General features: G+C 64.4%; 21 protein-coding genes. 12 read left to right on the forward strand and 9 right to left on the reverse strand.

Annotation, left to right across the window (positions count from 1 at the left end; translation table 11 throughout):
• Complete coding sequence (locus tag ACQP1T_RS22125; RefSeq protein ID WP_433754941.1) at positions 1–528, forward strand: NUDIX domain-containing protein; 528 nt, start codon at positions 1–3, stop codon at positions 526–528.
• Here the strand turns inward: ACQP1T_RS22125 and ACQP1T_RS22130 are convergent, their stop codons facing one another.
• Positions 529–1,134: a TetR/AcrR family transcriptional regulator gene (locus ACQP1T_RS22130; RefSeq protein WP_433754943.1), complete on the reverse strand. Its 606-nt coding sequence runs from the start codon at positions 1,132–1,134 to the stop codon at positions 529–531.
• 73 nt (positions 1,135–1,207) lie between these two features.
• On the opposite strand from ACQP1T_RS22130, the gene ACQP1T_RS22135 reads away from it, so the two are divergent.
• Positions 1,208–1,795 carry an alpha/beta fold hydrolase gene (locus ACQP1T_RS22135; protein WP_433754944.1) on the forward strand — a complete coding sequence of 196 codons (588 nt, stop codon included), beginning with the start codon at positions 1,208–1,210 and terminating at the stop codon, positions 1,793–1,795.
• A complete protein-coding gene (locus tag ACQP1T_RS22140; RefSeq protein ID WP_433754945.1) occupies positions 1,792–2,049 on the forward strand; it encodes a hypothetical protein in 258 nt (85 codons plus the stop codon). Before ACQP1T_RS22135 ends, ACQP1T_RS22140 begins: the two co-directional genes overlap by 4 nt.
• A 6-nt stretch (positions 2,050–2,055) precedes the next feature.
• Here the strand turns inward: ACQP1T_RS22140 and ACQP1T_RS22145 are convergent, their stop codons facing one another.
• Positions 2,056–2,772, reverse strand: a complete 717-nt coding sequence (locus ACQP1T_RS22145; RefSeq protein ID WP_433754946.1) for a TetR/AcrR family transcriptional regulator — start codon at positions 2,770–2,772, stop codon at positions 2,056–2,058.
• A gap of 96 nt (positions 2,773–2,868) precedes the next feature.
• Here ACQP1T_RS22145 and ACQP1T_RS22150 point away from each other — a divergent pair, with 96 nt between their 5' ends.
• The 4 genes from ACQP1T_RS22150 (at position 2,869) to ACQP1T_RS22165 (ending at position 11,148) form a co-directional block, all read left to right on the forward strand.
• Positions 2,869–3,768 carry an AurF N-oxygenase family protein gene (locus ACQP1T_RS22150; RefSeq protein WP_433754948.1) on the forward strand — a complete coding sequence of 300 codons (900 nt, stop codon included), beginning with the start codon at positions 2,869–2,871 and terminating at the stop codon, positions 3,766–3,768.
• Positions 3,765–5,501 (forward strand): DUF4873 domain-containing protein, encoded by a 1,737-nt coding sequence (locus ACQP1T_RS22155; protein WP_433754949.1) that lies wholly within the window; start codon positions 3,765–3,767, stop codon positions 5,499–5,501. The genes ACQP1T_RS22150 and ACQP1T_RS22155 overlap by 4 nt, the downstream gene beginning before the upstream one ends.
• 373 nt (positions 5,502–5,874) lie before the next feature.
• Positions 5,875–8,439 carry a helix-turn-helix transcriptional regulator gene (locus ACQP1T_RS22160; protein WP_433754950.1) on the forward strand — a complete coding sequence of 855 codons (2,565 nt, stop codon included), beginning with the start codon at positions 5,875–5,877 and terminating at the stop codon, positions 8,437–8,439.
• A gap of 513 nt (positions 8,440–8,952) precedes the next feature.
• On the forward strand, positions 8,953–11,148 hold the full coding sequence (locus ACQP1T_RS22165) for a hypothetical protein (RefSeq protein WP_433754951.1): 2,196 nt from the start codon (positions 8,953–8,955) through the stop codon (positions 11,146–11,148).
• Here the strand turns inward: ACQP1T_RS22165 and ACQP1T_RS22170 are convergent.
• Positions 11,125–12,336: a cytochrome P450 gene (locus ACQP1T_RS22170; protein WP_433754952.1), complete on the reverse strand. Its 1,212-nt coding sequence runs from the start codon at positions 12,334–12,336 to the stop codon at positions 11,125–11,127. The genes ACQP1T_RS22165 and ACQP1T_RS22170 overlap by 24 nt on opposite strands.
• Positions 12,337–12,755: 419 nt before the next feature.
• Here ACQP1T_RS22170 and ACQP1T_RS22175 point away from each other — a divergent pair, with 419 nt between their 5' ends.
• The 3 genes from ACQP1T_RS22175 (at position 12,756) to ACQP1T_RS22185 (ending at position 14,779) form a co-directional block, all read left to right on the forward strand.
• Positions 12,756–13,559: an LLM class flavin-dependent oxidoreductase gene (locus ACQP1T_RS22175; protein WP_433754953.1), complete on the forward strand. Its 804-nt coding sequence runs from the start codon at positions 12,756–12,758 to the stop codon at positions 13,557–13,559.
• A gap of 171 nt (positions 13,560–13,730) precedes the next feature.
• Positions 13,731–13,934 carry a hypothetical protein gene (locus ACQP1T_RS22180; RefSeq protein WP_433754954.1) on the forward strand — a complete coding sequence of 68 codons (204 nt, stop codon included), beginning with the start codon at positions 13,731–13,733 and terminating at the stop codon, positions 13,932–13,934.
• 101 nt (positions 13,935–14,035) lie between these two features.
• On the forward strand, positions 14,036–14,779 hold the full coding sequence (locus tag ACQP1T_RS22185) for an SDR family NAD(P)-dependent oxidoreductase (protein WP_433754955.1): 744 nt from the start codon (positions 14,036–14,038) through the stop codon (positions 14,777–14,779).
• A 10-nt stretch (positions 14,780–14,789) separates the two neighbouring features.
• Here the strand turns inward: ACQP1T_RS22185 and ACQP1T_RS22190 are convergent, their stop codons facing one another.
• The 5 genes from ACQP1T_RS22190 to ACQP1T_RS22210 form a co-directional block, all read right to left on the reverse strand.
• Positions 14,790–15,059 (reverse strand): hypothetical protein, encoded by a 270-nt coding sequence (locus ACQP1T_RS22190; RefSeq protein ID WP_433754956.1) that lies wholly within the window; start codon positions 15,057–15,059, stop codon positions 14,790–14,792.
• A complete protein-coding gene (locus tag ACQP1T_RS22195; RefSeq protein ID WP_433754957.1) occupies positions 15,056–15,262 on the reverse strand; it encodes a hypothetical protein in 207 nt (68 codons plus the stop codon). The genes ACQP1T_RS22190 and ACQP1T_RS22195 overlap by 4 nt, the downstream gene beginning before the upstream one ends.
• Complete coding sequence (locus ACQP1T_RS22200; protein WP_433754958.1) at positions 15,246–15,449, reverse strand: hypothetical protein; 204 nt, start codon at positions 15,447–15,449, stop codon at positions 15,246–15,248. The genes ACQP1T_RS22195 and ACQP1T_RS22200 overlap by 17 nt, the downstream gene beginning before the upstream one ends.
• 153 nt (positions 15,450–15,602) lie before the next feature.
• Positions 15,603–16,037 carry a hypothetical protein gene (locus ACQP1T_RS22205; RefSeq protein WP_433754959.1) on the reverse strand — a complete coding sequence of 145 codons (435 nt, stop codon included), beginning with the start codon at positions 16,035–16,037 and terminating at the stop codon, positions 15,603–15,605.
• A 376-nt stretch (positions 16,038–16,413) separates the two neighbouring features.
• Positions 16,414–17,559: an epoxide hydrolase family protein gene (locus tag ACQP1T_RS22210; protein WP_433762309.1), complete on the reverse strand. Its 1,146-nt coding sequence runs from the start codon at positions 17,557–17,559 to the stop codon at positions 16,414–16,416.
• Between the two features lie 210 nt (positions 17,560–17,769).
• On the opposite strand from ACQP1T_RS22210, the gene ACQP1T_RS22215 reads away from it, so the two are divergent.
• The gene (locus ACQP1T_RS22215) at positions 17,770–18,612 is read left to right on the forward strand and encodes a helix-turn-helix domain-containing protein (protein WP_433754960.1); all 843 of its coding nucleotides are present in this window, start codon (positions 17,770–17,772) and stop codon (positions 18,610–18,612) included.
• A gap of 72 nt (positions 18,613–18,684) precedes the next feature.
• Positions 18,685–19,296, forward strand: a complete 612-nt coding sequence (locus ACQP1T_RS22220; RefSeq protein ID WP_433754961.1) for a dihydrofolate reductase family protein — start codon at positions 18,685–18,687, stop codon at positions 19,294–19,296.
• A 101-nt stretch (positions 19,297–19,397) separates the two neighbouring features.
• Here the strand turns inward: ACQP1T_RS22220 and ACQP1T_RS22225 are convergent, their stop codons facing one another.
• Complete coding sequence (locus ACQP1T_RS22225) at positions 19,398–20,978, reverse strand: MFS transporter (RefSeq protein WP_433754962.1); 1,581 nt, start codon at positions 20,976–20,978, stop codon at positions 19,398–19,400.
• Positions 20,979–20,986: the final 8 nt, after the last annotated feature.

Genomic DNA, 20,986 nt, shown 5'->3' on the forward strand with positions numbered 1-20,986 from the left:
GTGACGCTTGCCGATCGATATCCCTTGCTGCACAAGCCGACCCGCTGGGAATGGGGCGGTCTGGACGTCCAGTTCTCCACCGAGCTGCCACCCGACGAACTCGTCACCAATATCCACGTCATCTGCTTCGTGGGCGCCGATATCGTGCTGTGCCGCGACGATCGCGATATCTGGCTCGTGCCCGGCGGCACCCGGGAAGCGGGCGAAACGATCGACGCCTGCGTACGCCGCGAACTCATGGAGGAGGCCGGTGCCCGCCCGGTCGGGGCGGTGCGGCCGTTCGGCGCGCACCACGCGACGACCGATCGCCCTGCGCCGCACTATCCTTGGCAGCCACACCCGCACAGGGCGTGGCTGTGGTGCACGGCGGATGTGGTGCTCGAATCCGCGCCGACCAATCCCGAGGATGCGGAGAATATTCTCGAGGTCCGCGCCTTCGCACCCGAGCGCGCAACGCGCCTGTCGCGTACCGATGGCGATTACATGCCCGAATTACTCACCTTCGCAATCGAATTCCACCAGGGCTGATCAGCCGAGGGGCGTACGGAATCCGATGAGCAGTCGCGCGATATCGACCGGCGCCTGCTCCGGTCGCAGCGGTGCGTGTTCGACAAGCAAGCGATACCAGAACGGTCCGAAGATCAGATCGGTCGCGTACTCGATATCCAGGTCGGCGGCGAGTTCACCGCGCGCCACACCGCGGGTCACTATGCGCGCCACCACGTCTCGCCGAGTTTGCACCCAGTCCCGGAACGGTCCGGCGAAGTCCGGGTCCAGCTGGGCCTCGGCCATCAACCCGCGTAATGCCTTGACCCGCAACGGATATTCGACCACACCGTAGAGCGCCTCCAGGAAGATGGTCAGGTCCTGTTCGGCCGATCCGGTATCCGGATCCGGCATGCGCTGGGTGACCAGCACGCCTTGGGCGTCCATGACGAGGACCGCCTTCGATCTCCACCAGCGGTAGATAGTGCTCTTGGCGACGCGCGAGCGTGCCGCGACGCCTTCGATCGTCACCTTGCCGAAGCCCTGCTCCTCCAGCAGTTCGGCCGTCGCACGCAGTACCGCGTCGCGTGCGGATTCGCTGCGGATCCGACCGCCGGAGCGTGGTGCCGCGGCACTTCCCGTAGCCATGGCGGTCAGTGTATTCGTCTGATATCGTTTTGCGAAACGCTACGCAGCGTTTCGATTTAGGAGATGAGTGATAGTGAGTGCAATCGTCGTGAACCACGGGCTCGGAGCCCGCGCAGACAGCGTCTGGTTTCCCTATTTCACGGCGGAGCTGACCGCGCTCGGCCATACCGTGACGATCCCGAACCTGCCCGATCCGGACGCACCGCGGCTGGATCCGTGGCGCAAGACCTTCGCGGCAGCGGTGGCCGCGGCCGGACCGGCCGGCGATACCGTGCTTGTCGGCCACAGCATCGGCGGGGTCAATGTGCTGCGCATGCTCGAGCAGCACAACGTCGCCGCGGCCGGGCAATTCGCCGGAGCGCTTCTGGTGTCCACCGCAGCACATGAGGTGGGCTATGACCTCTTGGCGGAATTCTTCGCCGAACCGTTCGACTGGGCACGAATTCGTGGCGCGGCGCGCGAGTTCCGGGTGTTGGCGGCCGCCGACGATCCGGTCAACGTGCCCGATCCGGTCGAACACGTCGGTCTGCTGGTGCGCGGCCTGGAGGCAACCGCCGTGCTCACTGCGACCGGAAGCCATCTGGGCAATTTCCCCGACGATCACATCGATCTGCCCGAGGCCGTTCGGTTGGTCGGTGAAATCCAGGCGGCCACACGGTGATTCAGCAACAGCCAGCCGAAAGCCGCAGACCTGCCGCGCAACCCGCTGGTCCGGTCAAGTGGAAGCTGTGGCTGTTGACGGTCATCGGCATCTATCCACTGCTCACGGTCCTGGTGACGATCTCAGGGCCACTACTCGAACCGCTGGCACCGCCGCTGCGGCTTGCGGCTATCGTGCCGATCGCCGTCGCGGCCATGGTTTGGGTCGTCATGCCATTGCTCACCCGCCGATGTGCGGGGTGGCTGATGCGGTGACAGGTTCTATTGGGACCGTACGGGTTCCGCGCGGCTCAGCAGGTCTTTGACGATAGTGTCGCGTTCCAGCGGAACTCCGAGACTGCGCGCATTGCCCTCGAACAGCGCCAGCACCGATTCGGTCAGGATGCCCTCGACCTGATCGGAGGTCAGTGTTGTCGCGGCATCGGCGCGCCAGTTGTTCACGAAACCGTCGACGAAGCCGATGATGCCGAAGGCCATCGGGCGGGCGCGTTTCGGATCGATTCCGAAGCGCGCCAACGATATTGCGAACATATCGGCGAGCCGACCACCGATGCGATCGCGCGCACCGGTCAGCGCCTGTGACGAATCCCCTTGCGGCGCGGCATCACCCAGAAATCGGTGCAGATTCGGATGACGCTCGACCCAGCCGACATAGGTACCGATCGCCCCCCGCACGGCATCGCGCAGGGTTCCGTCCGGCTGCAGGGTCGGCATCAGCGCGGTCAGTAGCGAATTCAGGATCTCCCGACGAATCTGCTCATCGAGATCGGCGCGCCCGTCGAAATGCCGGTACACCACCGGACGCGGCAGATGCAGCCGGTCCGCGATCGCCTGCACGGACACCTCGACACCCTGCTCTTCGATCACCGTGATCGCCGCATCGATGACATCCGCGCGACGGCGGGCCTTGTGGCCGTGCCATCGGGTGCTGCGACCATCCGACCCGGCGGAGTCGCGCTTTCCGCTGGTACCGCTCACCAACTCACGATACCCGGAATGCTATTGACCGTGACAGTATGTCTCACTAATCTGAGTGTTACAGACTGTATCAGGTATTCGAGAGTTGGAGCCGACATGGGCAACGAGGCCGCAGTCATCCCACAGGAATCCTTCGCACAGCGTTTGCTGACCGGTTCGGTGAAGAAGTCGTACGAACCTGCCGTCGATATGGACTGGGACGCACCGCTGGACCCGGACAAACTGTTCTTGCCGCCGGAGGTGGTTTCGCTCTACGGCACCGCACTATGGGAGTCGATGACCCCGCAGCAGCGCAGGGAACTGTCGCGCCAGGAACTGGCCAACGTACTCTCCGTCGGCATCTGGTTCGAGAATCTGCTCAACCGCCTGCTGCTGCGGGAACTGATGCGCGATGATCCGACCACCCGGCATTCGCACTACACCCTCACCGAAATGGGCGACGAATGTCGGCACATGATGATGTTCGGCAAGCTCATCGACCGGATCGAAGCCCGTCCGTATTGGCCGCGGCTGCCCGGCCGACTCGCCATCGGAGTTCTCCCGCTGTTCCTCCGCGGATCGATGACCTGGGTGGGCGCACTCGTCGGCGAGGAGATCTTCGACGCCATCCAGCGACGTACCCTCGACGATCCGGAGTTGCAGCCCTTGGTTTCTCGGGCGATGCGGATCCATGTCACCGAGGAGGCACGTCATATCGGATTCGCCCGCGACGCACTGGCACGGCGGGTGCCGACCATGTCGCAGGCCGAATTGGCCTACACCCGTTTATGTGTCGCGGTGGCCGCACCCCTGTTCGTCTACCTGATGACCAATCGGCACATGTACGACCGGGCGGGGCTGGACGGTCGCGCGGCTCGACGGGTCGCGACGAAGAACCCGTATGCCAAGAAGGCGCTCGGTACCGGTGCCGCCAATCTCGGTGCGTTCCTGGACAAGCAGGGCTTGATCGGTCCGATGGGTAAGCGAATCTGGCGCTGGCGAGGGCTTTACGCATGACCGAACCCGAAATCGTCATTGTCGGGGCCGGGTTCGGTGGTGTCGGTATGGCCATCGAGTTGCGCAGGGCCGGGTTCCACGACTTCGTCGTACTGGAGAAGGCCGACGAGATCGGCGGCACCTGGCAGGCGAACACCTACCCCGGTTGCGGCTGCGATGTCATGTCGCTGATGTATTCCTACTCGTTCGAGCCGAATCAGCGGTGGACCCGCATGTTCGCCAGGCAGCCGGAGATACTGGAGTATCTGCGCCGCACCGTGGACAAATTCGATATCCGCAAGCAAGTCGTCGCACTCGACTTCGATGACGAGACGGACCGCTGGCACGTGCGCACGTCGGATGGGCAGCACTTCCAGCCCCGCGCGGTGGTGATGGCACCGGGGCCGCTGCACGAACCGAGCGTGCCGGACTTTCCCGGCCGGGATGCGTTCCGGGGACACAGTTTTCATTCGGCGCAGTGGGATCACGATTTCGACATGACCGGCAAGCGGATCGCTGTCATCGGAACGGGTGCCAGTGCTGTGCAATTCGTGCCGCAGATCGCGAAGCAGGCCGAGCAGGTGACGGTGTTCCAGCGGACACCGCACTGGATCGTGCCGAAGCCGGATCGGCCGCTGTCGCCGGTGGAGCATCGGATGTTCCGGTATCTCCCAGGGGCGCAACGGCTCTATCGCTGGGCGATCTATTGGGGTTACGAGTCGTTGACACCGGCGTTCATGAATCCTGACCTGATGCGGCGCGCGGAGGCGGTGGCGCGGGCCCACCTGCGTCGTCAGGTGGCCGACCCCGAGTTACGTCGCAACCTCACGCCGGACTACCGGCTCGGATGCAAGCGAATCCTGGTGTCCAACAACTACTATCCGGCCCTGCAGCGGGAGAATGTCGCGCTCGTGACCTCGCCGATCGCCTCGATCACCGCGTCAGGGATCGTCACCGCCGATGGCATCGAGCAGAAATTCGACGCCATCGTGTACGGGACCGGGTTCAAGATCTCCGATCGGTTCGCCGATCAGCACATCGTCGGAGCGAATGGGCTCACTCTCCAAAAGGCTTGGCGCACTGGGATGGCGGGCTTCCTCGGCGTCGCCGTGCACGGTTTCCCGAACCTGTTCCTCATCATGGGACCGAATTCCGGCGGCGGAAATCAGTCCATCGTCTTCATGATCGAGGCGCAGGCTCGCTATATCCGCCAATGCCTCGAGCTGCTCCGCAAAACCTGCAACAGCCGGATCGAGGTCCGCGCCGCCACCCAACACGAATTCAACCGGCGGTTGCAGTCGAAACTCGCTGGCACCGTCTGGAATTCGGGTGGTTGCCAGAGCTGGTACCTGGACGAGCACGGGGTGAATCGGGCTGCATGGCCGGGTTCGAGCGTCTCCTACTGGCGCACCATGCGCCGACCCGATCCCGGCCACTACGATCTGACCACGTCAGCGGATCGTGAACCGGCACATGAGTATTCGGGTCCCGCGCTGCTCGATGCTCCAGGTGTGGAGGTCCCGGTCGAGGTCACCCTCAGCGGGCATCCGGATCCGATCGACGGCCACTACCACTGGTACGGACGCGTCGCCGCGAGCGATGGCCACGAGTTACCTGATCCCGGACGTGCCGAAGTGCTCCTCACACTGCCCGGCGGCGAGCCGACCGCGGGTCGGCTCCAGGAGCGCGACCCTTGGGGCAACCTCCGCATCGTCGGTATCGGCACCCCGCCCTATCCGCTCGCCACTGTCTGATCTCCACCTTCCTCGAAGTCGCGAACCATCTCTCGGACTTGGGTCCGAATCATCGGGAACGTTCGCACACACTTCGCCTGGTCGTCCAGAATCGGATTACCGTATCGGAGTGCATGGTTGGCCGAGTCTCGCGGAGGCGATGGTCGCCATCCGCGGCAGGTTGAAGACAGATATTGCGAAATTGCGACATCAATTCTCATGGACATCCGTCATTCCGAAATATGTGCTCGGCGCACGCCGAATCCATCCGAGGGCGATTCATCTCCGGGTATGGCAATCATCGACGAATAGGTAGATTTCGCGCATCGGCAGACTCTCGGTAGGTAGGCAATTCAATCGCCACATCACCGATTGGCCGACTACCCTGCTCGATGTGTCAGCACCACGTCCTCCCAGCATCGGTTCCCTTCCAGCGACGACCAGTGATTTCGTAGGACGAGAACGCGAGCTGGAAAGGATCGCGTCGCTGTTCCTGTCATCGACGCGGTTGATCACCTTGATCGGGACGGGCGGAATCGGTAAGACGCGGTTGGCGACCGAGGCCGTCCACCGCTATCACAAGGCTCGTCGGGTGCCGATCCACTGCGTGCGGCTGGCCCGACTCCCGGCGGGTTCGGACGCGACGGCGGTCGAGGACGAACTCGCGCACTCGATCATCGACGTCGACTTCTCGAACCGATCGACCTGGGATGCCCTCATCGATACGTTCACCAGAACCGACGGCGCCAGCCGTAACCTGCAGACGATTCTGGTGATGGACAATTGCGAGCACGTCCTGGACGGCGTCGGTCAGGTGATCGCCGCCTTGCTGGACGCGGTACCCGGGTTGACCGTGCTTGCCACCAGCCGCGAGGCGATCGGCTGGGTCGACGAGCAATTGGTGCCCGTCCCAGCGCTGTCACACGAACAGGCGCTCGCCTTGTTCCGCGCACGAGCGGAGCTGACCGGCCACCCCATCGCGGGCGATGACGATGCCGCGATCGCCGGTTCGATCTGCTGGCACGTGCACAACCATCCTCTCTACATCAGGCTCGCCGCGGCCCGGCTGATGCGCCAACCATTGCCGATGATCCTGCGCGATCTCAGCGGCCAGGACGGGGACCGGCGGCTGCGCTGGTCGCATGGTCCAAGGGTCGGCGCCGACCAAAGGCATTGGCGCATCCACGATGTCATCGCCTGGTCGTACAACCTCTGCCAGGACGACGAACGGCTGCTTTTCGAGCGGATGTCGGTCTTCGCCGCCGGCTATGACACCAATCCCGACGACGTCCACGGCCCATCCGCGCGCGATGTGGGCGCCGAACTCGAAGCGATCGAGGCAGTGTGCGCCGACGATGACGGCGCGGGCATCGCTCGCGAGGAGATCGAGGGCCTGTTGGAACGCCTGGTGGACCAATCGCTGGTCACGATGCACCTGACGCCGAACACCGTCCGGTATTCACTATTGGAGAGCCTGCGGGTCTTCGCGCAGCGGCGGCTACGCGAGCGGTCGGCGGGTGCGGAGTGGGAACGGTTGTCGGCCAGGCACCGTCGCTACTACCGGGACAAGGCCGTTCACGCCGGGGCGGATTGGTTCGGTCCGGCCGAGCAAGAACTGCTGGACTGGGCGCGCGCGGCATGGGACAACCTGCTCACCGCGATGGACAGCAGCCTCACCACACCCGGGGAGTCCGCGATCGGACTGGAGATCGCGACCGGGTTGATCGCCCTGCGGCTTCCGTTCTTCATGGGTTCCCTGCGCGAGTCCCGTCGCTGGGCCATGCGCACCCTGGACGCCACCCGAAGTCTCGATCCGCAACCGATCGAACTGCAAACCTCCTCGATGGCGCTGACCGCATGGGTCACCATGTGCCAGGGCGTACACGACGATGCCGCACGGATACTCGACGAATGCGTCGCCGCCTGCATCCCGGACGCGGAAGTCGGCGCGAATTGGCGAAATGATCCGACGACCGATCTCGGACTACCGGCACCTGTCGACTTCGCTCGGGGCACCGAACTGCTCTTCGCCAGCGATCCACGCTCGGTGGCGGTGCTGGCACGCGCACGCGAACGATTCCTCGACTTCGGCGATCGCGGCGCCGCTGCCATGAGTGAGTTGTTCCAGGCCCTGGCGGCCGGACTGCTCGGCACGGCCGCACAGGCATTGCAGATCGCACAGGCCTATCTCGACCTTGCCACCCGATCGGGCGCCCGATGGGCACAGTCCTGGGCCGAACTCGCCTGGGCGATCGCGCTGACCAAACACGGTGATCCCCACGAGGCATTGGCCGTCGGACGCACCGCGCTGACCAGCCAACTGTCGATGCGGGACCAGTGGGGAGCGATCTGGTCGGTACATATCCGGACGTGGACGCTGGCACGATTGATCGCCGACGCGCGCGTCGAGCACGCCACCCAACCCGATTCGGTACTCAGCTCGGCGACCGAGATAGCCAACCTCATCGGTGGTGTCCGCACGTTTCGCCAGCGCCTCGGCGTGAACATCGCCAACCTCGGACCATTCGCGACCGAAACCGACAATGCGATCGCGACCGCACGAGATGTGCTCGGACACAAGGCTTTCGCCGCCGCGGAGCAAGAAGGCTCGATGCTTCGCCCCGAATTCGATGAGGTGGCTCGACTGGCTCTGGGCGCCTTGTCATTGAACAAGCTGGCAGTCGACCACCCGGTGCGACAACACCGCCCGTCCAAATGGAGCGAGTTGTCAACCGCCGAACGCGAAGTCGCCGTACTCGCCGCGGCGGGCTGGACCAACACCGCGATCGCGGCCAGCCGCGGCAGCTCGTTCAAAACCGTCGACGCCCAAATCGCTTCGATCTTCGGCAAACTGATGATAAACTCCCGAGCCGATATCATCACCCTCGTTCCCACCGATACCCGGGAACAGGTCGCGCAGGCGGCGGCCCGCCGACCTCAGCAGCGAAGACAGCGGTAGCCTGATCGGCTCCGCCGCGATCAGGCTAGGCGCTCAGCTGTGCCGGTCGCGCGAGAATGCCGTATCGAACCGGCCCCCGTATTCGCCACAATCCACACCCCGACGGAAACCATAGAATTCCGCATTGCGGATATCACTGCATAGGTGGTCGATGCTCGCGACTACCTATTAGCAAACGCTACCTAGATAACTTCCATTTCGTCACTAGGAAACAAAAACGCCGGTATCCACCTGATCACCGATGCCGCCAGCCTACTTATTCGCCGATTCTGGAGTTCCGCGGATTGGAGGTCGACGAGCCATGGTGTGCTGTGTCCTACTCGCCGGGCTCGTGGTGTTCGGGCCGCGCGGTGTGCGTATCTATCACTCCCTTCGGGCCCGTCGTCGAGTCCGACGGCCGAATCGTCACCCCCTCGAAGTTGCCGTTTCCGGTCATCTTGTCGAGTCATCGGATACGACAGTCCCTTTCGTGCCCACCCGGTCATCGGCGGCGCACACAACACAGGAGTTGTCATGAGCACAGCCGCACCGGTTCGGGAGTCCGCATCGAATATCCGCCTACGCGGGCCCGCGACCACCCGATGGTTGCGGTGCACGCTCGCAGTCACCGCGCTCATCTGGGGTGCCGCGGCGGCTATTCCCCAGACCCTCGGACTATCCGATGCGTGGCGGGCCTTCGGCGCCGGACTCATCATCCCGGGCGCCGGTTTGCTGTATGCGATGCCGCCGCTGGACCACTCCTTCGCCACCACGGTCGTCGTCGGCCATGCCGTGGTGATCTGGGCCGAGATCGCACTCGCGGGTTCGGCGGTACGGCGCGGCCGCGGCCTGCTGATCGCAGGGGTAGTCGCGCCGTTGTTGGCCATCGCGGTCGTCGCCGTGCCGACGGTCGTGGTGGCGGCTGGTCATATAGCCGCGTTCATCGGCGTCCTGGCAGCAGCGGGCTGGGCGTTCGCCTTCCGCTCGGTGGCGCGGTCGGACCATGTGACCCTACCCGCGATCGTGCTCGGCGCCGCTGCGGCTTCCGCGGCACTGGCGCAGGTCCACGATGACATGCCGGGACCGATGACCTGGGTGTGGTGGGGTGCTCCCGTTGTCGCCGTGGGACTTTCGGCGTTCGTATTGATTCGCGAGCGCATCCGCCACCGCGCCGCCCGTCGACTCGGGATCGAACGGGAAAACTACCTGGCCGAGCGGAGGCGTCCGGCACGGACGAATCCGATGCCACTCGACCACCGGACGGGCACTCCTGAGGTGACCGAGGCCGACGCCGATCAGCTGCGATTGCTGCGCTATCTGATGAGCATCGCCACGCAACCGCTCGACAGCTGGGACAGTTTCGACGCCGAGGGTGCGGGCCCATTGCAGCAGTACCGCTATCAGCTCAACGCCCTCGGCTGGGCGCTGGCGATGTACGGTTACGCACACGCGCCCGCATTGCGTGGACCGCTGCACCGCGCGCAACTCGACGTGCTCACACGAATGCAGGACAAGGCTGTCTGGGGATACTGGTTTCACCAGAATCTGTTGGGCAACTGGGATTTTCGCGCGCGACGCGCGAATCCGATCGACGTGCCGCAGAACATCATGTTCACCGGCTACCTCAATCTGCAGCTGGCCATGTTCCGGCAGGCGACCGGTGACCCTCGCTTCGACACGCCTGACTCACTGAACTTTTCCTGGTCACCCACCGAACAATTCGCCTACGACCACCGAACCGTCAACGACATCGTGATTCGAAACTTCGGCGGTGAGCTGTGCCTATGGCCGTGCGAACCGCTTCCGGTGGGTCGCGGCCGTAAGCATGGACTGATATTCCCGTACTGCAACGCGGTGAGCACGGCGGGCGTCGCCATAGTCGACGCGCTGGCCGGAACCGGCCATGCCGCCGATATCGCCCGCCGCTTCCAACACGGTCTCGATGCCGAATTCACCGCCGCGGACGGCGATATCGTCGCATTCATCGCCTCCGGACTCGGCTTCACCGCACGCGCATTCCGAGGACCCGCGACCACCGCGTCGGTCGCGGCATTCGTCGCACCGCTGCTGCCCGATCTCGCATGGCGCGCATGGGAAATACTGCTGCGCGAGTGGCTGACCACCGACCGTTTCCGTCAGCTCGGATCCGGCGGAGCCGAATCTCCGATCGTCGCGGACTGGGGCTCGCAGGCACCGACCAATGCCGAATCATTCGCCGCGGCAATGCTGCTCGCACAGGAATGCGGCGAATCCGATTGGTGCGCCGAACTCTGGAGCGCGGCCACCGAGCAGCTGAGATTCGTCGAAGACGAGAACCAGGCAGGCGTGTGGAGCTTCGACGCCGCCTCCCTGCACGCCAATGGCATGTTGGGTCTCGGCGGACTCGGCCGTGCGTACGCATTGACCGATATGATGTCGCGCCCACGACCACCACAATGGTCCGCCGGTCCCCGCATCTTCGACCTACCACATCCGAATGTCCTTGTGGCAAAGGCAGTTTCGGACGGATATGGGCTGGACGCGGTCCTGCACCCCGGTCATGGATCGGGCCGCTTCACACTGCTGCTTGATCAGCTCACGCCCCGTGGCCGCTATCTGACCCACGGTGCGATGGAGTCGGAGGTGACCGCCGACGCGAGCGGACATGCTCGAATCACCGTCGAACTCGGTAGCCGCAGCGCCATCGAGGTGCGTCCGGTGCCACACCTACCTAGGAAAAACGACCGGTAGAGCCGACAACGCTCGATGGAAGGGACCCGGTCGCCAGGTCAGCTTTTCGGCCGGAACAGCCAGCCGCATTCCGGGCAGGGCGTCGAGGAGTTGGTCGATAGCGTCTTGGGCGATCAGGTAGGCCGCGGTGCGGGCGGGGCAGGAGTGTGGTCCGGCGCTCCACGCCAAATGTGAACGGTTGCCGGTGTGTTCACCGGCGCTGATCGCGGGATCATTATTGCAACCGGCCATGCTGATCACGACCGGTTGATGGGCGGGAAGCCAGACGTCATCGATCAGAATCGGCTGGCGCGGGTAGGTGACGCAGAAGTTCGCCATCGGCGGATCGGTGAACAAGACTTCGTCGAGCGCATCGCGGGTGGACAGGCTGCCGCTCAGTATATCGCCGCCGAATCGGTCGTCGGTGAGCATCAGGAGCAACGTATTGACGATCAGATTCTGCTGCGGCTCGATCCCCGCGCCATAGAGAACCACGAGCTGGTGGATCAACTCCACATCGTCGAGCTTGCTGGGATGGTGGAGTAATCGAGTGGCGATGTCGTCACCCGGTTCGGCTCGCTTGAGTTCGATCAACCGCGAAAGGGCCTCGGCAAGTATCACATTGCCCTGTTCGGCGTCGATACCGTCGAACAGCGCCGCGATACCGGCCGCCACCTCGTGCCCGATCTCGGGCGGGCAGCCGATCATTGCGTTGACGACCGCGAAGGCGAGCGGAAAGGCGTACTCGTCGACCAATTCGACCGTGCCTGTATCGGGGAAACTGTCGATAAGCGGGGCGGCGAGGCGCTCAACCGTGGCGTGCAGTGCGTGTAGATCGAGTTCGTCGATGCTCGCCGTATTGGCCTGTCGGTAACGCGCATGCTCCATTCCGCTGCTGCGCAACGCGTTCGGCCGCCATTCCAGGACCGGAAGCACCGGACACTCGGCTGGGATCGTTTTCTGCCAAGCTCGGGGATCGGCCGGAAAGCGCTCCGGGTCGTGCAGGATTCGTATCGCGGTGCGATACCCGATCACCAGGGTGGCGGGCACCCCGGGAGCCAGATAGACAGGTACCAGCGCACCATAGCGCCGGCGCATCTGCCGGTAGAATTCGTGTGGATCCGCGGCGAATTCCGGACTGAACAACGCAACCCGTCGATCGTCGGGATCGACCGGCGATTGGTGGTGTGGAATAGGACCCGTCACCATCCCTCTCCCTGGATGTCAAAACTGCTGGCTTCATTTCTGGCTACTGAGCATGCGTGCGAGTTCGGCAGCGGGGCTCGGGCAAGCCTTTCGGGGGGCCAGCCCGGTCCGCGCTGCTCGTCGCGGTGGTACTTCGGACAGTTCCCGGACGAGCGCCGATGCTCGACCTCCAGCCGATCAGCACAAGCATCATCGTGTAAGTAGGTCGATGGCATCGGTAGCCCGTAGGTCTCTGCGATGCCTGGACGCCATCGACTGCGCCAGCCGGAAGGCGCACAGGAAACACCGATGCGCCGCAACTACCTATGACGAAATGATCTCCAGACCGTACTCAGCACATCCACGATTTCGGTTGCACCGATGAATTTCGGGGAGATCCGTCGTCGATTCGTCTGGATAGGCCGACAGACAGGAGCTCAGCCATGACGAGACCTTTTCGATTCGGGGTCGTTGCCCCGCTCAGAACCGACCTGCCGACGTGGCGAGATCGCGTGCACCGCATCGCCGACAGCGGGTACTCGACATTTCTGGTGCCCGACTTCCCGCTCACGCAACCGGCGCCCGCTCCCATGCTGGCCGCCGTCGCGACCATGACCGACCTGCGCGTGGGCACCTGGGTGTACGCTTCTCCGTTGCGTCCGGCCTGGTTGACGGCGTGGGAGTCGCATTCGCTTTCGCTACTGACCGACGGCCGTTTCGAGATGGGCATCGGTACCGGCAGGCCGGGAATCGAAGATGAGCTGCGCGACAAGGGCATGCCCGTCGTGCCACCGAAGGAGCGCCTGGCCCAGGTGCGCGAGACCGTCGAGAAGCTGCGCGGCTTCGACGGCCCCGATCGTCATACGCCCGTCGCGATTGCCGTACAGGGACCGAAGGCGCGGGCACTGGCGGCCGAAGTCGCGGACACGGTCACCTTCGCGCTGGGAGCCCAGCCCCGGGCTGAGGTCACACGGCTTGCCGAGGACGTCCGCGCCCGCGGGGATGTCGAACTCGCACTCGCCGTACCGGTAATCGGCGACTCCGTCGCACCGCACATGGCACCTCCCGACACCGACCCCGCCGCACTGCGCGCTGCGGATGCGGTGACCGTCCTCCCGGACGACCCAGCAGCAGCCGCGGAGGAAATCCAGCGGCGACGCGAGGAGATCGGCTTCTCCTACTTCGTCTTCGGCGCCGACTTCGCCGAAAGGTTCGCACCGGTCGTCGCCGAACTCGCCGGACGTTAGTTGGGCCGACCTCCGATCACCCATCCGCCGAGGCCATGAGCGGCGACGTGGCACGAAACCACGTGAGCCGGATCTGGGAGAACGCGACCACGGCCTTGCTCGGCCGACTGAATGCCCAAGGACTCCTTGGATTCTGGCCGACGGTCGCTCAGGACGAGAATGCCGATCCACATGACCGTGGCTACGCGAAATGGCTCCAAACCGCTCCTTGCGGCGGACCTGCTGGACCGGCTCTATCTCATCATCTGCCCCGAAATCACCGGAGGCGGACAACGCCTCTTCGACGACGGTCTCCCCGCCTCGAAATGGCATCTCGCACAACAGGATACAGGGGACCTCGGCGAGATCGCCTTGGTCTACGACCGCACAGGCTGACCGACCCCCGGGACCGGCGAACGCCACCGTCACGCGCCGTCAGAGCGAACAGGTTCCGAACCCTTGACCTAGAGCGCACTCCAAGGCTTATGTTCGCTGTCATGGACGAACGCAACGTACTCGTCAACCGTGTAGCTCTGGTCACCGGCGGATCCCGCGGCATCGGTCGGGCCGTCGCGCAGGCACTGGCCGGTGCTGGAGCGGCGGTTGCCGTCAACTATCGCAATCGACAGGACGAGGCAGCCGCAACGGTCGCCGAAATCGAACGGGCTGGAGGCGCAGCGATCGCGGTGCGGGCCGATGTTGCCGTGCGGGCCGAGGTGGAGGCGATGACCGAGCGGGTGGAGTCCGAGCTCGGTCCTGTCGACGTACTGGTGAACAATGCCGGTATCGCCACTATCCGCGGCGTGGACGACATCACCGAAGAGGACTTCGACCAGACGCTGGCGGTCAATTTGAAGTCAGCGTTCCTGTGCACCCAAGCCGTACTCCCCGGGATGCGGAAACGAGGCTGGGGACGGATTGTGAACGTCTCGTCCATAGCGGCTCGGGGTGCGGGCGGCATCGGTGTGCATTACAACGCGTCCAAAGCGGGTCTGGAAGGGCTGACACGCGGCTACGCGGCGCGCCTTGCCGCCGACGGGATCACGGTCAATGCCATCGAACCTGGGCTCATCGACACGGAAATGGCTGTGCCACTGAAGGAATCGGGTGTCGCCGACCGGCTGCCGGTCGGCCGCATCGGCACACCCGACGAGATCGGTCAGGCGGTCCTGATGATGATCGGCAACGGTTTCCTCACCGGTCAGACGGTAGCGGTGAACGGCGGCGGAAGCTTCCTCTGAGAAGTCGATCTCACTTACTGTCGACGAGTGATGAGTTCAGTCGCTCCACGGGTGCATCGATCAGATCCCCCGGGCGCCAGTCGGCGATCAGCCGCTGCGTCGCTTGCTGCATCATGGCGCCCTGCCGGTCGACCAGCCGGTGCTGAAATGCCGCCTGCACGGGGCGTCTGCGCTCCCGGTGTATCGGACCGCTGAGCGTGGATAGCGAATCCCCGAGGAGTCCGGCGAGTTTCACGTAGTGCACGCCCTTGACGAAGGCCGAGGTTTCCGAAACCGTCACCGCGCGAACGAGATCCGGTTGCTCACCAGATATGCAGCCAGGGGACCCAGGTACACCCGCGTCATCGGTGCGAGCGCGCCGCATTCCCGGACGAAGACCAGCGGCCGCCGCGACACAGCGGGTAAGTGTCCGAGCACGGGCACCCGGCCGGGCGCGGTCGGGACGTCGGCCCGGCGCTCAATCGTTTCAGATCGCATAGCCACCGGCCAGATCGTCGTATCTGTGCGAGTAAAGGGTTTGGTGGAAGCGCACGAATCGCCGGGTCACCTCGACGATCCGGCAATCGGACAGAATTGCCTCGAGGTCGGAAAGTCGTTGTGCCAGAGCTTCACTCTGCGACCGATAGAGGTCGGCGTAATAGTCGAGCGCATCGAGGAGCCAGCTCGGCAAGCAGATCCGCAGCGGGCCGGTCGGTGGGCCGACACAGATCGGAGACGATGACCGCCCGGCGGGCGATATCTCACGGTGACGCCCAGAGTCGGTTCTTCGACGGCCCGAAACCCCTTCGTCCGGAAAGGGTTTCGGGTCGATGCGCGGTGGTCGTCAGTTGGGCAGGAAGCAGCGGTCGTTCGGCAGGGATTCGACTGTTCCGGCGGGGACGGTGACTTTGGCGCAGGCCAGCGTTGGGTACGAGCTGGGCGTATCGGAGCCTGCAGGGAAGTCGGCGCAATAGGTGATGGCGAGATGGTCGCCCGCGGTGACAGCTCGGTTGAGCCTGAAGTCCGCTGGGGCGGGCTCGCGCGTCGACAGCGAATTCTGCTGTGGGTCACCGTCGATCATCAGAGTGCACTGCACCGTGCCGTCGGCGAGATCGGTACTGATCTGGCGCAATGTCGCGGTTACCGTGTCGCCCGCGATCGTCAGGGTTGCGCTGCTGGGCGGAATGATGGTGGCCTCGGCCAGCGCGGGGACGGCGATGATGGCCGCTGCGGCCGATGATGCGACGACAAACCCTCGAACTGTTCTGCGTCCGACCATATGACGTTTTGTCCTTTCGATTCAGGGCACATGATGGAAGTAGCGGCTGGCACAGCAGGCATTTTCAGCGTTCGGAATCGCAGTGAAATCCCCGAGCGGCATTGCGCTGAAGTCTCCAGCCCCGACTTCATCGACCAATGGTTAGACCGACAACCTGATCTTCATCGAATAGGTAGAGCACAAACATCGGTATTGTCGACGCGCACAGCGAACGCGAAGGTGCGTCGCTAGGTCGGATCTCCATTCGAAAGATGCTGCGGCGCTCTGGATTACCAACTGCTGCTTGATGATTCATCATGCCGCCGGCGTTCTGATCTTGGGCCGTTTGCGGCGGTCTTTGTGGCCGCGTTTCTGTGACCGGGTAGCTCCCTTTGGGTCAGATGCTCATCGTGTGGCGTCCCTCGGCGGCGCGGATGGCGTCGCCGGTTGCGCGTAGGTCCCTGACGAAAAGTTCGGGTCGTTCCCATGCGGCGAAGTGGCCGGCGTGGGCGGGTTCGCTCCAATGCACAATGTTGGTGAATCGACGGGCCGCCCAGCGGCGTGAAGGGCGAGGCACCTCTTTGGGGTAGACGCTGCAGCCGGTTGGCACGCCGATCGTGTCGCCGACAGATTCGGTGAACCACCGGCTGACTTCGGCGATACTCTCCCAGTACAACCGAATCGAGGATGTACTGGTGCCGGTGAGCCAGTAGAGAGTGACATTGTCGAGTATCTGGTCGCGGGTCAGGCCGGGATCGTCGGTCCATGTGCATAGCTTTTCGGCGATCCATGCGGCGAGGCCGGCCGGTGAGTCGGTCAGCCCGTACCCCACTGTTTGTGGTCGGGTGCTGTGCATGGCCGAGTAACCAGACCCGGTGCTGGTGCGTTCTTCCAGATCTGCGAGTGACACTCGTTCGGCGTCGGTGGGGGTCGCGTTGTGATCGGGTGGAGCGAGCGGCGGTACGAGGTGCAGGCCGATCAACCGGTTTGGTTGCTGAAGTGCGATCGTAGTGGAAATGCTGGTGCCCCAATCGCTGCCGGCGGCGAGGAAGCGCGGATAGCCCAAACGAGCCATCAATTCGCACCAGGCTCGGGCAATGCGCTCGATGCCCCAGCCGGAGGCTGTGGGCTTACCGCTGAAAGCGTATCCGGGCAACGACGGGATGACGACGTGGAACGCCGAACCGCCGTTGGGTGGTTCGGTGAGCAGCGGAATGACTTTCTCGAATTCCAGGAAGGAACCGGGCCAGCCGTGGGTGAGCACCACCGGCGTGGCTTCGGAACGGGAAGAGCGTACGTGTAAGAAGTGGATCGGCAGGCCGTCGATGGTGGTACGGAATTGGGGGATATTGTTGAGTCGCCGTTCGGTGGTACGCCAGTCGTATTCTTCCTGCCAATGTCGGCACAGGTCGGTCATAGCGTCCAGCGGAATGCCCTGGGACCAGTCCGGAACCGGTTGCCGCTCCGGCCACCGAGTTCGTGTCAAGCGCAGGCGCAGGTCGTCGAGTTGACTTTGGGGGATGTCGATACGAAACGGGCTGATGGTCTCGGGCATTCATGGTCTCCGTCTTGGCTGGCTCCGCACTCTGGTTACGTGATCATGGGATGCAGATTATCGCCTCGCCCGGTAGCAGGGTGGCCGCGTTACCGTCCACCGAAAGCCGCACCGTGGATAAGCGCCGAGCCGGCGCCCCTTTCGCCCTGACTTGCCGAGCGGCTTCGATGACGAACCCTCGTCGGCGACACTTGGTCCATGCGCTACGTCGCCCAGGTGCCCGCTCCGCCACTCGACCAGTTCATCGACGACATCTACTGCCTGACCGGGGCACCACGGCACCGCCGGATGAACGTCCCGCCGATGCCGTCGGCACATCTGTTCGTCAACCTGGCCGGACCTGTCCGCGTTTGGGATTCCGTTCCTTCGGTGCCGTCGGCGCTGTTGACCGATAGCTGGTTCATGGGTGTATGGACCAGGCGTTTCCTCGTCGAGTACCCCACGTGGGTGCGGATGGTCGGGGTGCACTTCAAGCCCTGGGGGCTTTCACCCTTCGTCGACATCCCGGCGATCGAGCTGCGAGACCGATGGGTGTCGGCTGATGCCGTGTGGCAAGGGTTCTCGGACCGGATTCGCAATCAGGTCGGCGACATGGCGTCAGCCAGCGAGGCACTGCGGGCCGTGGAGGAGGAGCTGCGATCGCGACTTACCCGGGCAACGTCACGCGGGCTCGAACTGGTTCAGCACACCGGCGGGCATTTGGCGACCTCGCACGGTTCGGTCCCGGTCGGTGCGCTGATCGATGCGGCCGGGGTGAGCGTCAACCATCTGGCCACCCAGTTCAAATCGCATGTCGGGGTCACCCCGAAGCGGGTGGCCCGTATCTACCGCTTCGCGCGGGTGATCCTGTCGGTGGACACGCTACGCCCGGTCGACTGGTCGGAATTCGCCCACACCGCAGGCTATTTCGACCAGGCCCACTTCGGCAGGGAGTTCAAGGATTTCACCGGCCACACCCCGACGGAGTACCTGGCCCTGCGGCGCCGGCTCCCCGCCGAGCAGGGATTTCCGCCGGACAACGGTCCGATGCCCGCCGAGTGATTTTTTACAAGACCGGTCCCGCACGGATTGGAAAGATCGGGGCGAATCCGCAAGAAGAGTCGAGGAGGATCTGTGGGCACGGTGCTCATGCACAACGTGGTGTCGGTGGACGGTTTCATCGCCGACGAGGACGACGATGTCGGACCACTTCATGAGTGGTACTTCAGCGGGGACACCCCGATCACCGAAGGTGATGATCAGCTGTTCGATCATTCCGGAGTCGGACGCGGCTTCCGGGTCTCGCGGGCATCGGCGGCGTACGTCCGGCCGATGTGGGCGTCGATCGGTGCGATCGTCATGGGCCGCCGCCTGTTCGATCTGGTGAACGGTTGGGAGGGTCGGCCGCCCGCAGGCGAGCATGTGGTCGTGGTGTCGCACCGGCCCAAGCCCGAGGGCTGGCATCCAGAGGCCTCATACCATTTCGTCGACGATGTGAAGGCGGCTATCGACAAAGCCCAGGAGCTGGCCGGAGAACGAATCGTCAGTGTGAACGCTGGCGAAGTCGGCAGCCAGATTCTCGCGGCCGGACTCGTGGACGAGGTGGCGATGGATGTGGTGCCGGTGGTTTTCGGGTCGGGCAAACGCTACTTCGGCAGCATCGATGGGCAGTGTCTGCTGGAGGATCCGCACGTGGTCATCCAAGGAGACCGGGTGCTACACCTGTGTTTCAAGGTGCGCCGCTAGGTCGGATCTCCCAATAATTCGACGCCACGCGGTGTATTGGACCGACCCGCTTCCGGTGAGCACATCCGACGAGTGACGCCCGATCGACCGGCACGTCCGTCCTATGCGGTGTCGAGTTCCGAAGTCGTTGGGGCCGTGGCGGTCTCGAATGTGCCGGGTTGCCGGCGGACGAATATCGCGACCGGGACCGCGGTGATCAGCAGCGCGACGCCGGCGACGGTGAGGGCGAGATGGGTGGCGTCGGTGAACGCGTGCTGGATGGCGTTGCGGACCGGTCCGGCGACGGCGGGCGGGAGGGCAGAGCTGTGCTCACCCCCTGCGGCGGCGGACACGACGGCGTCGGTGAGCGGCCGAGGCAGGTCGGCAGCACGGAGTTCGTCGCGGAGGTTGTCGGCGAACCGCGTCGTCAGGATGGTGCCCAGAACGCTGGCACCCAGTACATTGCCGACCTGGCGGAACAAGTTGACCGTGGCGCTGGCCATACCTGCCTGGTGTGGTGCGACGCTGTTGACCGCCGCCGCGGTAGCGGGTGCGATGAGCATGCCGCTGCCGATACCGGCGAGCAGTAGTCCGGGCCAGATCCGGCCGAACCCGGTACCGGGTGGACTGGCGAGGAGCGCGAAGATGCCGGCGGCCATGACGACGAGGCCGAGTGTGAGCATCGTCGTGAACCCGATGCGATGCACGATACGGGCGGCGACGGCGCTGATGAGGACGAAGGGGCCGAACATCACCAGGAGCCGCACGGCAGCGGCGAGGACCGTGGTTCCCTGCACGTGCTGCAGGTAGAGCACGGTGACCAGCGCGGTGCCGGTGAATCCCAGCAGGGTGACAGCGGCCGTACCCATCACGGCGCTGAAGGATCCGGACCGGAAGAGCTTCACGTCCAGCATGGGATCGGGATGGCGGGCTTCGTACCGGATGAACGCCACCAGTGACACGGCCAGCACAGCGTAGGCACACAGGATGCGGACCTCGGTGTATCCCAGTGAGCCGCCTTCGATCACCGCATAGGTCAGTGCCGCGATGGCGAGGGTGCCCAGCACCATCCCGACGGGATCGAGTGCCCGGGTGGGGAGTCTGCTCTCACGAATCAGTGTCACCGCGCCGAGAAGGGCAACCACACCGAGTACGACATTGATCAGGTAGATCGCATGCCAGGAGAACGCACCCACCAGCACCCCCGCTCCCAGCGGACCGATCGCCAGGCCGATTCCGGAACTCCCGGCCCAGATACTAACGGCCTCGGTGCGTTCGCGAATATCGGTGAAGGTGTGGCTGATGATGGCCAGGCTGGTGGGCAACACCATCGCGCCGCCGATTCCCATGATGGCCTGGGCGGCAATCAATACGACCGTGTTGTGCGCGGCGGATGCCACAGCACTGCCCGCGGCGAAGACGGCCGCGCCGGTGGCGAAGATCAGCCGCCGGCCGATGAGATCCCCGACGGTCCCGCAGCCGAGCACCAGACTGGCCACGACCAGGCTGTAGGCACTGGCGACCCAGACGGCCATCGACGACGAGGGGTGCAGATCGGCCTGGATGGTGGCGAGCCCTCCGAGCGTGGAGGAGACGTTGACGAAGGCCATCATCGGGCCGATGCACACCACGGCCAGGATCCACCACCGACCACGGGACGTTGCGTCGTGATCGGCGGTTGCAATCACCTCATTACGTGTCACGGCATTCC

This window comes from Nocardia sp. CA-135398 (assembly GCF_050955845.1).
Lineage (GTDB): Bacteria > Actinomycetota > Actinomycetes > Mycobacteriales > Mycobacteriaceae > Nocardia.

Bases quoted from the DNA above. Each gene is read 5' to 3' on its own strand.
- ACQP1T_RS22130 (WP_433754943.1), bottom strand. From the start codon at position 1,134: ATGGCTACGGGAAGTGCCGCGGCACCACGCTCCGGCGGTCGGATCCGC.
- ACQP1T_RS22150 (WP_433754948.1), top strand. From the start codon at position 2,869: ATGGGCAACGAGGCCGCAGTCATCCCACAGGAATCCTTCGCACAGCGT.
- ACQP1T_RS22155 (WP_433754949.1), top strand. From the start codon at position 3,765: ATGACCGAACCCGAAATCGTCATTGTCGGGGCCGGGTTCGGTGGTGTC.
- ACQP1T_RS22165 (WP_433754951.1), top strand. From the start codon at position 8,953: ATGAGCACAGCCGCACCGGTTCGGGAGTCCGCATCGAATATCCGCCTA.
- ACQP1T_RS22170 (WP_433754952.1), bottom strand. From the start codon at position 12,336: ATGGTGACGGGTCCTATTCCACACCACCAATCGCCGGTCGATCCCGAC.
- ACQP1T_RS22175 (WP_433754953.1), top strand. From the start codon at position 12,756: ATGACGAGACCTTTTCGATTCGGGGTCGTTGCCCCGCTCAGAACCGAC.
- ACQP1T_RS22180 (WP_433754954.1), top strand. From the start codon at position 13,731: ATGACCGTGGCTACGCGAAATGGCTCCAAACCGCTCCTTGCGGCGGAC.
- ACQP1T_RS22185 (WP_433754955.1), top strand. From the start codon at position 14,036: ATGGACGAACGCAACGTACTCGTCAACCGTGTAGCTCTGGTCACCGGC.
- ACQP1T_RS22205 (WP_433754959.1), bottom strand. From the start codon at position 16,037: ATGGTCGGACGCAGAACAGTTCGAGGGTTTGTCGTCGCATCATCGGCC.
- ACQP1T_RS22215 (WP_433754960.1), top strand. From the start codon at position 17,770: ATGCGCTACGTCGCCCAGGTGCCCGCTCCGCCACTCGACCAGTTCATC.